Raw genomic sequence first — 15858 nt, 5'->3', positions numbered from 1 at the left:
TAGACCCGTGAATCATCTGTTTTTCGTTTATTTTATCCCTTGTAATACTTTCGGTACACCGCGGGCGTTGTGCCTTCATATTTTTTGAATATTTTAATGAAATATCCCGGCTCATTGAAGCCGAGCTCGCTACTGATCTGAGATACAGGAATATCTGTAGCTTCGAGCAATTGCTTCGCCCATTTAATCTTCAGGCGGGAAAGATAGCTGGAAAAGTTCTCCCCCGTTTCCTTGGCAAACAGCCGACTAAAATAGCTTGGGCTAATGTGGCACAAGTCAGCCATGGCTTTGAGAGAAAAAGTTTCACCCTTGTGCTGAAAAATATATTCAAAGGCGGGTTTTAGTACGGGATTTCCACACGGAATATCCACATCTCCTGAGGAATTCAGATAGGCATCTGCTAAGAAATTATTCATTTCTTTCTTAAGGCTTTCGATATGCTCCAGCGAGTAGCCAGGAAGGATCTCGGACAACTGCGGAGTGGACTGTGTGGCCGACGCCTTCTCGAACATTTCTGCGAGAAGATTTTTGTTCATGGCTTCTTCAACAATATAATTACACAATAAGGATAACATGTTGGAGATCGTCTGAATTTCCTGATAGGTCATGGATGGCAGATCGGCGTAGTCGTTCTTAAGTTCCTCCCATTTGGAACTGTACAGTTTTTCATTTTTTGACGTGAGGATTTGCTCCAGCTGTAAGGCGCTCGAAGGATCGGCTAAGCGGACCTGACCTGCCATGACGGCGCCGATGTACTTATCGTCAATAATGATCGGTACCGCGATGTCGACGATGTCATAATGACAGAGATAAATATAAGGTTTGTTGGAACGCACCGCTTCAAGTCCACCGCGAGAGTCACATTTTTGGCAGTAGGGAAGGAGACTCTCATCCTGGCGAACCTTCTTGCAGAACGATTGGCATTGGCTGTGGCTAGTTACGGGATTCCCTTTATAATCGACGGTGAGAATGGCTAATTTGGTAACGGATGCTAATGAATCCTGCAACTGCTCCCACTTTTTCAAATCAAAGATTTTCTGGATGCTCAAATGTTCACGTATCAAGATTCTCATCCCTTAATGGTAAATTATCCTGTAAGCGATAACAAAAAAGTACAATTTGTGATCTTCAGTGCAAAAAAATACGATTGTAGATTATAATATATTCCTTGATTCCTCCAATGTAAAGTTTACATGGTTCGGTTATAGTTTTAATCAGAACGAAGCCAACACAATCATAAGGAGGAATTATAGATGAGAAAAGCTTTTATCAGCCCAAGCAAATATGTACAAGGTGAAAACGAATTGTTGAATTTGGGTTACTATGTGAGCACCTTCGGCAAATCCGCTTTACTGATTGCGCATCCTGCCGATGTGGCGCGGGTAAAAGATAAGCTTGATTCCACTTTGGATAAATATAACGTGACCTTTATTGAAAGCGGTTTTATGGGTGAGTGTTCCAGACAGGAAGTGTCTAGACTTCAGGAAATTGCTACTGCGAATGGATGCGATTGTATCGTAGGTCTCGGCGGTGGGAAAGCGATCGACGCGGCGAAATGCGTGGCCCAAGGGGAAGCGCTTATCATCTGTCCGACGATTGCTGCGACGGATGCACCGACAAGTCACTCGGCCGTTCTTTACACCCCGGAAGGCGCTTTCGACGATTACGCCTATTTTAAGCAAAGTCCGAGTGTCGTATTAGTCGACACCACCGTAATTGCCAATGCACCAACCCGATTCCTCGTATCAGGCATGGGTGATGCACTGTCGACTTACTTTGAAGCCCGTGCGACCTCCCGTTCTTACTCCAGGGTCAATGCCGGACTGCCTAACGGAGTACGCGAAGGACAGTGTGCGCCAGCAGTAGGTACGAATGCGGCGATTGCACTTGCAACGCTATGCTATGAAATGCTGTTGAAAGACGGTGCCAAAGCAAAAGCGGCATGTGATGAAAACCAAGTTACGCAAGCACTCGAAAATATCATTGAAACTAATATTTTACTCTCAGGCCTGGGCTTTGAGAGCGGCGGACTTGCGGCGGCCCATGCGATTCATGATGGACTCACGATTTTGGAAGGCACGCATCATTATTATCATGGAGAGAAAGTTGCATTCGGCACGATCGCACAGCTGATGCTCGAAAACGCACCGACGGAAGAATTACATCAGGTACTTGATTTCTGTTTAGCCGTCGGTTTACCGGTCTGCTTGGCCGATATTGGCGTCGATCATATCAGCCAGGAAGAACTCATGGAAGTAGCTGCAAAGGCCTGCATTCTGGAGGAATCGATTCATTCCATGCCGTTTCCGGTCACAGTGGAGCAGGTTGCAGCGGCAATCGCTGCGGCCGACCGTATCGGGAGCCAGTACAAAGCGGAGGTAAAGTAGCATGAAAAAGGTCATCAACCGTGCGGAAAATTTGGTCCTTGAGATGTGCAGCGGTATTGCGCTCGCGCATCCCGAGCTGGAATTTCTGCCAAAATACAAAGTGCTCAAAAAAAAGGAATTGAACGCGGAGAAAGTAACGCTCATCAGCGGCGGTGGCAGTGGTCATGAGCCCGCCCACGCCGGCTTTGTTGGAAAAGGGATGCTCGATGCCGCGGTCTGCGGTGATGTCTTCGCCTCTCCCTCACAAATTCAAGTATATCAGGCCATCCGAGCGACAACCGGGAAAAAAGGTGCGCTGCTGATTATTAAAAATTACAGCGGCGATATTATGAACTTTAGAAACGGCGCCCATTTGGCCACTGAAGACGGTCTGGAAGTGGACTATGTAAAGGTTGAAGACGACATCGCTGTAGAAGACAGCCTATATACGGTCGGACGGCGCGGGGTGGCGGGAACGGTACTCGTCCATAAGATCGCGGGTGCAGCGGCGGAAGAGGGCCGGAGTCTGGCGGAAGTTAAAGCAGTGGCGGAGAAAGCCGCTGCGAATGTACGCAGTATTGGATTCGCATTGACTTCGTGTACCGTGCCGGCGAAGGGCACGCCAACATTAGAGCTCGGGCATGATGAAATCGAGTACGGCGTCGGCATTCACGGCGAGCCTGGGACCAGCCGCGAGAAGCTGACGGATGCGGATACGCTGGCAGACAGAATGGTAACCGATCTCCTTCGAGACATGCAGATCGAAACTGGATTCGGCGGAGAAATCGCCCTGTTGATCAATGGTTTCGGCGGCACCCCTCTGCAAGAACTGTACCTCTTCAATCATTCGGTCACTCGCGAACTAGCAGCGAAGGGGATCACGATCGATCGCACTTTTGTCAACAATTATATGACGAGTATCGATATGGCAGGCATCTCGGTTTCCATCATGAAGCTGGACAACGAACTGAAAACGCTCCTTTCCCATGAAAGCAACGCACCTGCGTTCAAGGTGGCTGGACCTGTTGATCATGTCGTATTCACGGATATTTCAACTGTAGCAGACGAAAAGCGGCAAGTATCCTTTGAGGTGGAAACGGACCCTGCCTTCGCGGTTATTGAGAACAACAAAGTTACGTTGAACAATCTTATCTATTTAGTCGATAAGATGAGCGAGGTTATCATCAAGAATGAGGTACCTTTCTGCGATCTTGACTCTCATGCAGGCGACGGCGACTTTGGCATGAGCGTTGCTAAGGGATTTCGTCAGCTGAAACGGGAATGGAGAGACATCCTGAATCAAGATTCTTTGACGATGGGAGCCTTTCTTCATTCATGCTCGCTCGTCATCATGGAATATTGCGGTGGCGCTTCGGGTCCGATCTGGGGTTCAGCATTTCGCGCAGCGGCACGATCTGCGGGCGAACGAACCGAACTCACCGTTTCCGAATTCGCCGATATGATGCAGGCTGCGGTGCAAGGCATACAATCGACAGGCGAACGTTCTTTCGGCAGAGGAGCCGTCGTTGGCGATAAAACGCTTATAGATGCATTAGTGCCATGTGCGGATAGCTGGTTGGAGAGCGCGAAATTAGATTTTGATGTGAAGGCAGCCTTTGTAAGTGGTGCTCAAGCCGCTGTATCAGGGGCCAAAAAGACGGAAGACATCGTGGCGCGCATGGGTCGTGCCGGAACGGTCGGAGAGAGAAGCCTCGGTTATCCAGATGCGGGGGCTTATGCGCTTGGGGTGATATTTACGGAGCTCGCTGAGTGTTTGAAATGATTCTCTATATATCCAAAATTACTATAGCGAACACTTCATTTAGATATCCATTCTGTAACACTCGCTAATTCTTAAAAATTCAAGGTTTGTTCATTGCAATTGATGTGCATTAGGTTTATAATTTCAGACGGATTCAAAGGGCTTATCCCGGAATCCATGGGAGTTCATCCCATCTGAGCTAGCTTACTGCATGCTCAAATATGAATTAAGCGAGGGATTTACAATGAAAACCTGCTGCACCATCCAAGTTGACGAAGACAGTTTAGTTATTGATTTGCCAGAAGAAGGAACCACGCTAGAGTCCCTGCTCGGTGATATTGAGAGCTGTGGAGGTAGTGAAGAACCTTGGCTGCAACTTATAGACAAGGTAATAGGTAACTCATCTGAGACTGTACTGACAGATCAAGCGACGGATGGCGGCGATATGAAGGAAGATCAGACGACCAAAGAGCCTCAAGCAACCGCTCAGGGGTAATAGGGAGATCATACGTTAAGACGATATTTGTAACATTATTCGATCACATATAAGATCATCTATAAGACTGCTATACCGAGCTAAAGCATCGGGAAGCAGTCTTTTTTTATTAAACAACTAAAATTCTCCAAATTTTGCATTTGGAAAATGAGTCTTTTGTCCCTTTAGTACTCTATAGTAGTCAACTAAGCAGAACACATCCCAAAACCGTGACTTCCTGTTCATTTTCTATCATAAAGTCGAAATGTAACATGAAACTAACTATAATAGTAGTATCATCCATATACAGGTAAGTGACATCTATGTTTGGACCTGATCCTCTTGTTGTATGAAGGAGGGGGCAAAAGAGCGGAGAACAACGTACTGATAAGTCTCATCTACTTTATAAAAAGGAAGGAATGTGTAAATGATGAATGGGCAATGGATCCTGCCAAGGATCGCAAAAAGAGTAGCGGTGATGCTAACAGCAGTATTACTGTTAACGTTAACGAACGGATTCAACTGGAATACGCAAACAGCAGAGGCTGCTGGGACGACCCCTGTGGAACGTTACGGACAACTTTCAGTAAAGAATGGTAAACTGGTGGATAAAAACGGTAAACCTGTACAACTCAAAGGTATTAGCTCTCACGGCGTCCAATGGTTTGGGGATCTGGTAAATCAGGACTCTATGAAATGGCTACGGGACGATTGGGGCATTTCCGTATTCCGGGTTGCACTGTACACTGAAGAAGATGGTTATATCGCCAATCCTTCTTTGAAAAATAAAGTGAAGGAAGCGATTGAGGCAGCACAGAAACTGGGCTTGTACGTCATTATTGACTGGCATATTCTCTCAGATGGCGATCCGAACATTCATAAAAATGAAGCCAAAGCTTTCTTTAATGAATTTTCGACTCAGTACGGCCATTTGCCTAACGTTATCTATGAGCTTGCCAATGAGCCGAATGGGAATGTGAACTGGAACAATCAAATCCGACCTTATGCGTCTGAGGTATCTCAGGTTATTCGTGCTAAGGACCCGGACAATATTATTATTGTAGGAACAGGCACATGGAGTCAGGATGTACATGATGCAGCAGACCATCCACTTCCAGACAAGAATACAATGTATACCGTACATTTCTATGCGGGTACGCATGGACAGTACTTGCGCGATCGGGTCGATTATGCGCTGAACAAAGGCGTGGGCATATTTGCTACCGAGTGGGGTACAAGCGATGCTTCGGGTAACGGTGGTCCGTTCCTGAATGAATCCAAAGTATGGACTGATTTTCTGGCAAGCCGTGGAATCAGTTGGGCTAACTGGTCGCTGGCAGATAAAAATGAGACCTCTGCTGCGCTGTTGCCTGGTGCTGACCGTAAGGGCGGATGGCCTGATTCACAATTGTCCGCTTCCGGCAAATTCGTAAAACAGGCGATTCTGGAAGGCTCCAGCAACAATGGTGGAGGCGGAAACAACGGTGGGAATAACGGCGGAGATGGCGGCAACACTGGCGGTAATAACGGTGGTGGCAACAACGGCGGCGATAACGGTAACGGAGGAAGTACACCAGGCAGTAACGATCAAGGGATTGTGCTTCAGTATCGCACCGGTGACACGAACGCCAAGGATAACGCAATCCGTCCTGAATTTAATATCAAAAATACAGGGAAAACAGCTGTGAAGTTGAGTGATCTAAAAATTCGCTACTATTACACAGATGAAAGCAAACAAGCTCAGCAGTTTTTTGTAGACTGGGCCAGGATTGGCAATGAAAAGGTAAAAGCAACATTTGTAACATTGCCGAATCCAAAGGCTAAGGCTGATAAATATATGGAGATCTCTTTCACAGATGGAGCGGGAACGATTCAGCCCGGAGGGGAAAGCGGAGAAATTCAACCCCGGATTCATGCTGCAAATTGGAGCAATTTTGATGAGACCAACGATTACTCCTATGGTGCTACCCAAACAGCATTCGCAGACTGGGACCATGGCACTGTATATCAGCAGGGTAAGCTGGTTTGGGGGATAGAGCCTTAGAATTTAATCGTTACTAACTTTATCGGAACGAGTAAAGATATGGGACTTTTGGGTGGAATATTTCCAAGGTTTGGAGTATAGAATATGCGCCTTTGGTATATGAGGACTGGAACTTTAGAAGGTAACGACTAACACTTTAGTTTCGGTATATATACTACCAAAGTACCAGATGATGTTCGACTTTTGTGGTGCTTGAATTACTTCCATAGTGCAGAGTGGGTGGTTCCAATGAACCCCTCTCATACGACAAACCCCCGCTGTTGCCATTATAGGCAGGCGGGGGTTTTTATGTTTCTGAAGCTCAGCCTCCGTTCAACTGTGTCTATACCAAATCAAAAGCTTTGGCCAGCAGACGGTAGGACTGAACACGTTTATCAAAGTCATGTATGGATGAAACGATCAGCAACTCATCGGTACGATACTGCTCAGCCAGTCTTAGCAGCTGTTCCTTACACTGTTCAGGGGTACCAACAACACGCCATGCTGCGGATTGACGCAGCCGCTCACGATCCAACTCCGTGTACGGATAGGACATTGCTGTTTTCACCGACGGAAGAGAACTCATTTCTTTACCTTGCATGAGCAAAAGGAAATACAAACTAGCACTGGACGCCAGTTGTTCAGCTTCTTCTTCGGTTTCCGCGCAGGCCACCGTAACTGCCGCCATGGAATGGGGCTTATCACCTAGGATCGAAGGCTGGAATTGCTCGTGGTAACGTGCAGTAGCTTCTACACCACCTGGAGTCCCGAAAAATTGGGCAAAGGCATAGGAGGCACCCATCATCGCAGCCAATCTAGCGCTTTCTCCGCTGGAGCCAAGCAACCATAATTCAGGGACGGTCGATATCATCGGGGAGGCATGAAGACCGGCAAATCGATGATTGTCAGGCACCGAATCATGGAAGTAGTCGATTAAATCGAGAATCTGCTGTGGATATTGTTCGACAGATTGGTACTTGCCTTCCTGCAGGGCACGAGTAGCCAGCGGTAAACCACCGGGAGCACGCCCTATTCCCAGGTCGATGCGTCCTGGATGGAGTGCCTCCAGCAAGCGGAAGTTTTCGGCGACTTTATACGCGCTGTAGTGTGGCAGCATAATACCGCCTGAACCTACACGAATGCGTGATGTGTGAGCAGCCAAATGCGCAATCAGCACCTCAGGGCTGGAGTGCGCTAGTGTTTTGGACGCATGATGTTCGGATACCCAATAACGGCTATATCCCAGTTGATCAGCTTCACGCGCTAAATCTGTTGTATTGGATAATGCATCCTGAGCATTACAGCCTTCAGGAATATGAGACTGGTCCAGTATACCCAGTTTAAGCATTTTGCAATCACCTCTTACACAACTGTATCAGACACAACTCATTAGGTCAAAACTCAAAAATGGATAGGTTGGAGTTTGGGGACCTTTTCGTTATAATAAAGGATGTGTAAAGGATGAGAGAACATCCTTGCTTATGGAGAGGGGATTGAATTTGTGTTAAGAACACCTTTGGGGCGTGTCCGACTCATGCTTTGGCTTCAAGCTATAGCTTATTTGGCGATACTATTCACCCACCAGCCGCTGCAAGCTGCGGGCATGACCCAGGCGGTTATGGTGATTGGTAACATATACCGGGTGAGCTTTTTGTTGCTCCTCGTTGCTTTAATCTATGGAAAAACAGCACTGCACTGGTCTATACGGCGGCCTCTTTTTATTATGTTCGCCTCCTTCATCCCGTTTGGTCTGATGATTATGGATTTTGTTTGGGTGCGAAAATGGACAGGGGATTCGGCAGCAGAACAGCGAGCTGCATCGTAATCTTAGAAGATTTTTTAGTGTGAAGTGTCGAGGAGTTTGTCTAGCGTAAGCGGAACTGGCCCCGATACAGTAGAAAAGAACATTACGCAGTTTGATGCGTGGTGTTCTTTTTTTGTGCACCGGAGGAATTATGAAAAATGCTGAACTAAAAATTCTGCCGTTTTGCGTCTTTGAAAGCCTTCAACCCAATGTCCGGTAAACGGATAAATTTCAATCGTTTTCGGTGATTCAATACGGTTATAAGCGGCGAAAATCGTCTCTGGCATACACACAGTATCCTTGAACCCTACCGATACCATGATCGGGGTACGAATGCGATGAGCAAGATTCATCACGTCAAAATAACTTAATGTATGTAGTACCTGCTCCAAATGCTCCGGAAATCGGTTGACGAATTCAGCTGCTTCCGTCAGTGAACTGGTAGAATTCATCATACCAAAATCCATATGACACATATTGGGGATATCCGCGACCGTAATGGCAGCTTTATCGCTGAGCGCAGCCACCATTAATGAAAGTCCGCCGCCCTGGCTGGCGCCACTGATTGCGATTTTAGCCGAATCAACATCCGACTGCTCCGCTACCCAATCTACGGCTCTAAGGGCATCGGTTGTAATCGTTTTGTAGTAGCAGGTATCCTTGTCCAATATTCCTTTCGTTACCCAGCCTTTAACCGTACCGTGAGGATCACCCAGACGGTCTCCCGTTTCTCCTCCCTGACCACGTACATCTACTGCCAATACAGCAAAGCCAAGCATGAGCCAAGAGGAATAATCTTCAGGATAGCCTTTTCCGCCTGTATAGCCATGAAACAGAACGATACACGGCAGCTTTTGATCTCCGGCAAATCGGGGGCGTACATACCAGGCATGCAGAGGCGTATCATCGACACCCTCAAAAGTAACCCGGTAGGCAAGGATATGAGGATAAGGTGTTTCTACGGGAGCTTTGAACGCACGTACAGGTTTGGTGTGTACTTCTTCCAATGTTTTGGCCCAGAATAAATCGATATCCTTCGGGGCGGTAAGATCGGGCCGATATTGCTTTAATTCGGCAATTCTTTTTTCAATAACATTCATAATTAAAATTCTCCTTCATATAGAATGAACTTCTCCTTAAGCTTTACCCGGTAAAGTTGACTCCTCCAGCTCTCTCAGCAGTTCAAATGCTCTTTCATTAGTGCTTCCACACGTATCCTCATCAGCATGGAATCCACTGCATACAACTGGGCGCTCAGGTTTGCCAAACAATCGGCAACGGTAATCGGAAGTGAGCTGAGGGCAAGGAACACCAGCTGGTTTTCCATCTGGCATGCCGGGAATAGGGGAAGAAATCGTAATGGCAATACAGCACGCGGCACATCCTACTCGACACTCCAGTTGGGGTCACTCCTTAAAATCTGTTATTTTTGTAACTTATGCATGAAGTGACATTAATGAAGCCATAATGTGAGGATGGCACAAAAAAAGCAGGAATACAAGGATGAACGCATATTAGACACACTTTTCACACAAGGGGTATAAATAGTCGTAGAGGCACGTAAGATGGTATCAAGTCCCTAAATCAGTGTTCCGTTCTGTGGTAATATTAACCAATCGTCTTTTGTGTGTTCAAAAGGAGTTCGAGTGGTTAATAATAGAACACAACGATAAAAACTTAAACGAGGTGACGCAAAATGAGTTGGTTATGGGCATTGATTGTTGGTGGTATTATTGGTTGGTTGGCAGGAATTATTGCAGGTCGTGATGTTCCGGGTGGCGTGATAGGTAACATCATCGCTGGTTTTATCGGCGCATGGTTGGGTAGCTTGATTCTGGGAAACTGGGGTCCTGAAATCGGATCGTTCTACATCGTTCCTGCATTAATTGGTGCGATTGTGCTGGTCGTGATTGTAAGCTTGATCTTCCGTTCCGTTGGACGAAGTAGAGGCTAACTTTACGAATCAATGAATAGACTAGCCCCTATGGGGCACAAGGCTAAAAATGGAAAGAAGCTGCTTCCGCAAGGTTCGAAAAAGAACCTGTGGGAGCAGCTTTTTTTGAGGAAAAGTGACGAATTTTTCCTATTGAAAACGCCTGATATGAGGAACACTTAGAACGCCGAGCACGATACACATGCCGATGGTTGCAAACATGCCAATTGTGAACATACCACCAAGCTTATCCGCTACAGCACCTACGGCCAGATAGCCGACAGGGAGCAGGGCAAAGGAAAACATTAGATCCAGACTAGCTACACGTCCAAAAGACTCGGCTGGGACTAATTCCTGAAGGCTTGTCTCCCAGATAATCGCAAATATCATAATGCCAAATCCTTCGAGCATCATGCTCATAATCAGTCCTGGCATCCAAGTGACTACAGACAACAGTAGTAAAGCAAGGCCGCTGACAAAAGCTCCTAAGTATGCGAGCAGGCCGCGATGCTTCCAATGTTTGCGTGATCCATACACAAAGGCCCCTAGCATGGCGCCAATGCCGCTACTTGCCATCGCAATGCCGTATACGACTGGATTGTAGCCATGATGAACCTTGAACAGCCACGGAATGAGTACAGCGATAATGCCTGAATAACAAATATTAATGAAGGAAAAGGCAAGAATCGTAATCCATAGCCAGGGGTGGCTTTTGAGAATGATAAAGCCTGCGATAAAATCCTTGAGAAAATGCTGTCCACCCTGATCTTGCTGTTCTGGATCTACCTGACCTTTGCCGATGATGGAGGCCAAATGAGCGCTCAGCATCCAAAAACAGGCAAAAGATATCAGATAAGCGATGGAATCCAGTCCAAAGCCGACACCCGGTGAGGAAAAAGATACAATGAAGCCTCCTAACGGAGGGCCAAGTAGACGGACGGCTTGTATACTGATCTGACTAAGCGCGTTAGCTGCATTACGTATGTCCGGTGTGAACACCTGTGCGCGTAAGGCAGAATAAGCAGGATTAAAGATACCGTCCATCAATCCGTACAACGCTAGGCCAACGAATAGAACCGGCAATTTCATCCCGCCTGTAAACATCAGCACCGCCGCAATGAACATCAGTCCAAACCGGGCGATATTCGTAAACAGAAGGAGACGAATTCGGTCAATTCTGTCCACGATCATTCCTGCGAAAGGCAGAATAAGTACGTTAGGCAGCATATAAACAGTCATCGCCAGTCCCATGATAGTAGTCGAGCCTGTTAGGGAATAGATAACCAGTGGCAAAATGACTGTGGTGACTGAGCTCCCCAACATTGCGATCCAATGTCCAAGCCACAACAAGGTGAACGCTTTGGATTGTTTTAAAGGTGAAGTGAAGGTAGCCCAGGCCGAGTGACTTCCTTCAGGTGATGTAGAGGATAAGGTTGAATTTTGGGTATCCATGATCACACTCCGGTATATTTCTAAACTGCATATTAAAACCTATTATACGAAATCTCTAACGTAAGGGTACAGAAAAAGTTGCTGTGAGGGGAGTTGTAATGAATAGCCTGCCAATGAAAGAGTCAACCTAGAATAACTTTAGGCTGCAAAGATATATAACTTACCTTTTGCATAGGGATTATTGGATAAAAGCATTGACGCGTGAAAATGAATGATGTACTATTCAATGACCAGCCGCGTGCTAGGTTATCAAGAAAAAGGGAAAGAGTGTGGATACCATGAAAAAATTTAGTTTTTTGCCGATTGTACTCATCGTGATGGCATTGCTGGTTTCGGCCTGCGGTAACAACGATAAAGGCGCCAGTACCAATAATGCATCTACCGGAGATAACGGATCTAATAATGGAAAAGCAGATACTACTGCTACAGCTACTCTTGAATCTGTAAAAGCAAGCGGCAAGCTAAGAATTGGCACGGAAGGTACCTATGCTCCGTTTACCTACCATGATGCTGCTGGTAAGCTGACAGGCTTCGATGTCGATATTGCGACTGAAGTGAGTAAACGCCTAGGGGTACAACCGGAGTTTATCGAGACGCAATGGGACGGCATATTCGCAGGGTTGAACTCCAAGCGGTTTGACACGGTTTTTAATGAAGTATCCATTACAGATGAGCGTAAGCAAAAATATGATTTTTCCGATCCGTACATTGTCTCCAAGGCAGTTCTGATCGTAAGCGAAGACAATACAGACATCCAGAAATTTGCTGATCTAAAAGGAAAAAAGGCTGGGCAGTCCCTGACCAGTAACCTGACTCAAATCGCGAAAAGCAACGGTGCGGAAATTGTGGCAACAGAGGGATTCAACCAAGCCATCGACCTCCTCACTTCCAAACGGGTGGATGCGACCGTCAATGATGGATTATCCTATCTCGATCTGAAAAAGCAAAAGCCTGACGCACCCATCAAAAAGGTGGACGAATCTCCAGATGCTTCACACAGCGCAGCTGTATTCAATAAAGGCAGCGAAGATTTGATCAAGGAAGTAAACAAAGCGCTGGCTGATATGAAGGCTGATGGTACGTACCTGAAAATTTCCGAGAAATATTTTGGAGCTGACGTATCCAAATAATAAATGAAGACCAAACGTTCGCCAAGTCGAACTGAATCTTCTCAAACCTATCTTTTCAAAGGATGTCTGTACAATGGATGATCGTCAAATACAAATCATTATCGATTCATTATTGCCTCTGCTAAAAGCAGGGGTTTCTTTTACGATTCCGCTCACGCTTATCTCCTTTGCTCTGGGACTCGTGCTGGCGCTGATTACAGCGTTGGCCCGGCTGTCCAAATGGAGAATACTCAAGCTGATTTTCGGCTTCTATGTATGGGTGATTCGAGGAACTCCTTTGCTGGTGCAATTGTATATTATTTTCTATGGTTTACCTTCCGTGGGTATTACACTGGACCCGTTTATTGCTTCAGTGATCGGCTTTACCCTCAGCGTAGGGGCTTATAGCTCTGAAATTATGCGTGCGGCTATCATATCCATTCAGGAAGGCCAATGGGAGGCGGGATACTCTCTGGGTATGACGCGCTGGCAAGTATTGCGGCGTATCGTGCTTCCGCAAGCATCCCGTGTGTCCGTACCTCCGTTGGCTAATTCATTCATCAGCTTAGTGAAGGATACCTCACTGGCTGCGACCATCACCTATGTGGAAATGTTCAGAACGGCTAACCAGATTGTAGCTACCACATACGAACCGCTATTGGTGTATACCGAGGCGGGGATTATTTACCTACTGTTTAGCACCATTTTGACTGTGCTGCAAAATTACCTGGAGAAGCGACTAGGCCGTTTTTCCGTCAGATAAAGGAGATTGTACCGGTGATCCAAATTCGGAATATACACAAATCGTTCGGCTCGCTGGAAGTGCTTAAGGGTGTTGACGTGACGTTGGGTAAGGGGAAAGTGCTTGTTATCATCGGTCCTTCAGGTTCTGGTAAAACAACGCTTTTACGCTGCTTGAATTTGCTGGAAATTCCTGACCAAGGAGAGATCCAAGTAGGGGATATTGTACTGAATTTTGCGAAAGGAACGAAGCTCCGGCAAGAAAACATTTTGGCGCTGCGCAAGCGGACAGGGATGGTATTTCAAGCCTACAATCTCTTCCCGCATATGACAGCAGTACAAAATGTGATGGAGGGCCAAGTCACGGTTCAGAAAAAGAGCAAGGATGAGGCGCGCAAACGTGCATTGGAGTTGCTTAAAAAAGTGGGGTTGGCTGATAAAGCGGAATCCTATCCGCATCAGTTATCGGGAGGACAGCAGCAACGGGTCGGTATTGCCCGGGCAATGGCGGTCGAACCTGAGGTACTATTGTTTGACGAGCCGACCTCTGCGCTTGACCCCGAGTTGGTAGGCGAGGTGCTTAAGGTCATGAAGCAATTGGCCGCCGAAGGGATGACCATGGTCATTGTCACCCATGAAATGAAATTTGCAGCTGAGGTCGCGGACCATGTGATTTTGATGGATCAGGGTGTAATCGTTGAGCAGGGTACGCCGCATGAGGTTCTGGAGCAGCCCACCAGTCCACGGGCTATTCAGTTTTTGAATCGTCTGAGCGGGGAAGCGGAATAAAGGGAATTACAGTATTTATTAAAATAAGCGTTTAGACTGAATAAAAAGGCAGCTACAGCCGGGCATTGAAAAATAAGCCTCGCACCCGTAGCTGCCTTTTGCTCATCAGTTGTCCTCTTTTATTTCAATTTTAATGTAAGCAAAAAAGTAATCAACAGAATACAACAGCCTGCTATGAATGGAGCGAACAGATTTGCATCAAATAAAAATCCCGCTAGAGTAGGGCCTAAAATATTCCCGACACTCATATAGGCATTATTCATACCCGCTACATATCCTTGCTCATTCCCGGCCATCTTCGATAATTGTGTATTAAGAGCTGGACGAAGCATAGCTGTGGCAAAGAAAATAAGGGAAGTGACAAGGAAGATACTCCAAAAATCTTTGGCTAAGAGAAATAAAATATAAGCAACTGAGGTGAAAAGAAGCGATCCTTTGATCACCCTTTGTTCACCAAACTTATTGATTATTTTAGCAACAACTAATGCTTGCATACCGACTCCGATCACAGCACCTGCGGTCAGAATGACAGCAATATTTTGAGGTGAGAATTGGAAGCGGTTCGTTACATATAAACCAAGAACAGATTCAAAATTAGCGAGTCCAAAGGTCATCACCAGGACAAGTACAAAGAGCATCGTATATTTTGACTTCAACGATCTCGCGTATTGTTTGTAAATAGATTCTTTCTGAATCATTCTTGCCCGTGCTGCTTTCATTTGCTCTTTCGATAAACTTTCAGGCAAACAAAACACTGAAAAAATAACAGCAACCATAGCAGCACCTGTCGCTGCGTAAAGCGGCACTCTCGTTCCATATCCTGCAAGAAGACCACCCAGTCCAGGTCCAATAACAAATCCGAATGACATGGCTGCGGCTAGCAGGCTATTTCCTTTGGCGCGTTCTTCGGTTGTTGTAATATCCGCTACATATGCCATCATGGGTGGAACAATCAGGGCTGCTGCCATTCCTTCCAGAAGTCTTGAGGTATACAGCATCCACAGCTCATCTCCAATAGCAAAGATAAATTTAGCCACAGCAAAAACAATGACACCTACGACGATGAATGCCTTTCTCCCATATCGATCAGACAGCTGTCCAGTCAGGGGAGAGAGCAGGAATTGTGTCATGCCATAGGCTGCTACCAATAAACCGATCGCCCGTCCACTGGCTCCAAACTCAATGATCAGTTCTGGCAGGATGGGGGTAATTAAACCAACGCCCACCATAACGATGAAGATATTAATCATTAGGATTCCAAGTATTCTTTTCATGCAAAAAACCTCCTTATCCATTGGTTTCTGGATAGGAGGTAGACGTGCGAACAAGAAGATACACTGCTCCCGTCAAAGAAGCAATGCTCTTATCGTGAATACCCAGAGCCTACACTAATCCTATCCAGAA

The 15858-nt window shown here is 46.3% G+C and carries 15 protein-coding genes; 9 read left to right on the top strand and 6 right to left on the bottom strand.

All coding sequences use genetic code 11. The features are described from left to right. Positions 1 to 32 precede the first annotated feature (32 nt). Entirely contained in the window at positions 33 to 1064 is a 1032-nt protein-coding gene (locus ACM1ND_RS19795; protein ID WP_053325930.1) for a PocR ligand-binding domain-containing protein, read from the bottom strand. A 189-nt stretch (positions 1065 to 1253) separates the two neighbouring features. Between ACM1ND_RS19795 and ACM1ND_RS19790 the strand changes: the two genes are divergently transcribed. From ACM1ND_RS19790 to ACM1ND_RS19775, 4 genes are all read left to right on the top strand, one after another. After that, the gene (locus tag ACM1ND_RS19790; RefSeq protein WP_075154616.1) at positions 1254 to 2387 is read left to right on the top strand and encodes a glycerol dehydrogenase; all 1134 of its coding nucleotides are present in this window, start codon (positions 1254 to 1256) and stop codon (positions 2385 to 2387) included. A 1-nt stretch (position 2388) separates the two neighbouring features. Then, a complete protein-coding gene (dhaK, locus tag ACM1ND_RS19785; RefSeq protein ID WP_341062683.1) occupies positions 2389 to 4149 on the top strand; it encodes a dihydroxyacetone kinase subunit DhaK in 1761 nt (586 codons plus the stop codon). Positions 4150 to 4372: 223 nt separating this feature from the next. Continuing rightward, complete coding sequence (locus tag ACM1ND_RS19780) at positions 4373 to 4624, top strand: hypothetical protein (RefSeq protein ID WP_025723818.1); 252 nt, start codon at positions 4373 to 4375, stop codon at positions 4622 to 4624. 406 nt (positions 4625 to 5030) lie between these two features. Beyond that, positions 5031 to 6647, top strand: a complete 1617-nt coding sequence (locus tag ACM1ND_RS19775; protein WP_023989832.1) for a cellulase family glycosylhydrolase — start codon at positions 5031 to 5033, stop codon at positions 6645 to 6647. A 322-nt stretch (positions 6648 to 6969) separates the two neighbouring features. On the opposite strand, the gene ACM1ND_RS19770 is transcribed toward ACM1ND_RS19775, so the two are convergent. Further along, positions 6970 to 7974: an LLM class flavin-dependent oxidoreductase gene (locus ACM1ND_RS19770; RefSeq protein WP_341062681.1), complete on the bottom strand. Its 1005-nt coding sequence runs from the start codon at positions 7972 to 7974 to the stop codon at positions 6970 to 6972. A 153-nt stretch (positions 7975 to 8127) separates the two neighbouring features. On the opposite strand from ACM1ND_RS19770, the gene ACM1ND_RS19765 reads away from it, so the two are divergent. Next, positions 8128 to 8451 (top strand): DUF3817 domain-containing protein, encoded by a 324-nt coding sequence (locus tag ACM1ND_RS19765; RefSeq protein WP_053325928.1) that lies wholly within the window; start codon positions 8128 to 8130, stop codon positions 8449 to 8451. 128 nt (positions 8452 to 8579) lie between these two features. On the opposite strand, the gene ACM1ND_RS19760 is transcribed toward ACM1ND_RS19765, so the two are convergent. Together ACM1ND_RS19760 and ACM1ND_RS19755 are read right to left on the bottom strand one after the other, a co-directional pair. After that, on the bottom strand, positions 8580 to 9530 hold the full coding sequence (locus ACM1ND_RS19760; protein WP_053325927.1) for an acetylxylan esterase: 951 nt from the start codon (positions 9528 to 9530) through the stop codon (positions 8580 to 8582). Positions 9531 to 9566: 36 nt separating this feature from the next. Next, positions 9567 to 9830: a YkgJ family cysteine cluster protein gene (locus ACM1ND_RS19755; protein WP_013311446.1), complete on the bottom strand. Its 264-nt coding sequence runs from the start codon at positions 9828 to 9830 to the stop codon at positions 9567 to 9569. A 296-nt stretch (positions 9831 to 10126) separates the two neighbouring features. On the opposite strand from ACM1ND_RS19755, the gene ACM1ND_RS19750 reads away from it, so the two are divergent. Beyond that, entirely contained in the window at positions 10127 to 10384 is a 258-nt protein-coding gene (locus tag ACM1ND_RS19750) for a GlsB/YeaQ/YmgE family stress response membrane protein (RefSeq protein WP_023989828.1), read from the top strand. A gap of 129 nt (positions 10385 to 10513) precedes the next feature. Here ACM1ND_RS19750 and ACM1ND_RS19745 read toward each other — a convergent pair whose 3' ends face one another. Further along, positions 10514 to 11815, bottom strand: coding sequence for an MFS transporter (locus ACM1ND_RS19745; RefSeq protein ID WP_053325926.1), 1302 nt, complete (start codon positions 11813 to 11815; stop codon positions 10514 to 10516). Between the two features lie 278 nt (positions 11816 to 12093). Here ACM1ND_RS19745 and ACM1ND_RS19740 point away from each other — a divergent pair, with 278 nt between their 5' ends. The 3 genes from ACM1ND_RS19740 (at position 12094) to ACM1ND_RS19730 (ending at position 14454) form a co-directional block, all read left to right on the top strand. After that, positions 12094 to 12945: an amino acid ABC transporter substrate-binding protein gene (locus ACM1ND_RS19740; protein ID WP_023989826.1), complete on the top strand. Its 852-nt coding sequence runs from the start codon at positions 12094 to 12096 to the stop codon at positions 12943 to 12945. 73 nt (positions 12946 to 13018) lie between these two features. Next, complete coding sequence (locus ACM1ND_RS19735; RefSeq protein ID WP_028542488.1) at positions 13019 to 13687, top strand: amino acid ABC transporter permease; 669 nt, start codon at positions 13019 to 13021, stop codon at positions 13685 to 13687. 14 nt (positions 13688 to 13701) lie between these two features. Further along, a complete protein-coding gene (locus ACM1ND_RS19730) occupies positions 13702 to 14454 on the top strand; it encodes an amino acid ABC transporter ATP-binding protein (protein WP_028542489.1) in 753 nt (250 codons plus the stop codon). A 119-nt stretch (positions 14455 to 14573) separates the two neighbouring features. Here ACM1ND_RS19730 and ACM1ND_RS19725 read toward each other — a convergent pair whose 3' ends face one another. After that, positions 14574 to 15728, bottom strand: a complete 1155-nt coding sequence (locus tag ACM1ND_RS19725; RefSeq protein WP_034095079.1) for an MFS transporter — start codon at positions 15726 to 15728, stop codon at positions 14574 to 14576. Positions 15729 to 15858 lie beyond the last annotated feature (130 nt).

Source organism: Paenibacillus sp. JJ1722 (assembly GCF_048282685.1).
GTDB classification, from domain to species: domain Bacteria; phylum Bacillota; class Bacilli; order Paenibacillales; family Paenibacillaceae; genus Paenibacillus; species Paenibacillus polymyxa_B.
Note: the sequence above shows the minus strand (reverse complement) of the source record. Positions and strands in the feature narration are given on the sequence as shown.

Excerpts from the sequence above, each read along its gene's own strand:
- ACM1ND_RS19790 (WP_075154616.1), top strand. The coding sequence starts at position 1,254 with ATGAGAAAAGCTTTTATCAGCCCAAGCAAATATGTACAAGGTGAAAAC.
- dhaK (WP_341062683.1), top strand. The coding sequence starts at position 2,389 with ATGAAAAAGGTCATCAACCGTGCGGAAAATTTGGTCCTTGAGATGTGC.
- ACM1ND_RS19780 (WP_025723818.1), top strand. The coding sequence starts at position 4,373 with ATGAAAACCTGCTGCACCATCCAAGTTGACGAAGACAGTTTAGTTATT.
- ACM1ND_RS19775 (WP_023989832.1), top strand. The coding sequence starts at position 5,031 with ATGATGAATGGGCAATGGATCCTGCCAAGGATCGCAAAAAGAGTAGCG.
- ACM1ND_RS19770 (WP_341062681.1), bottom strand. The coding sequence starts at position 7,974 with ATGCTTAAACTGGGTATACTGGACCAGTCTCATATTCCTGAAGGCTGT.
- ACM1ND_RS19760 (WP_053325927.1), bottom strand. The coding sequence starts at position 9,530 with ATGAATGTTATTGAAAAAAGAATTGCCGAATTAAAGCAATATCGGCCC.
- ACM1ND_RS19750 (WP_023989828.1), top strand. The coding sequence starts at position 10,127 with ATGAGTTGGTTATGGGCATTGATTGTTGGTGGTATTATTGGTTGGTTG.
- ACM1ND_RS19745 (WP_053325926.1), bottom strand. The coding sequence starts at position 11,815 with ATGGATACCCAAAATTCAACCTTATCCTCTACATCACCTGAAGGAAGT.
- ACM1ND_RS19740 (WP_023989826.1), top strand. The coding sequence starts at position 12,094 with ATGAAAAAATTTAGTTTTTTGCCGATTGTACTCATCGTGATGGCATTG.
- ACM1ND_RS19735 (WP_028542488.1), top strand. The coding sequence starts at position 13,019 with ATGGATGATCGTCAAATACAAATCATTATCGATTCATTATTGCCTCTG.
- ACM1ND_RS19725 (WP_034095079.1), bottom strand. The coding sequence starts at position 15,728 with ATGAAAAGAATACTTGGAATCCTAATGATTAATATCTTCATCGTTATG.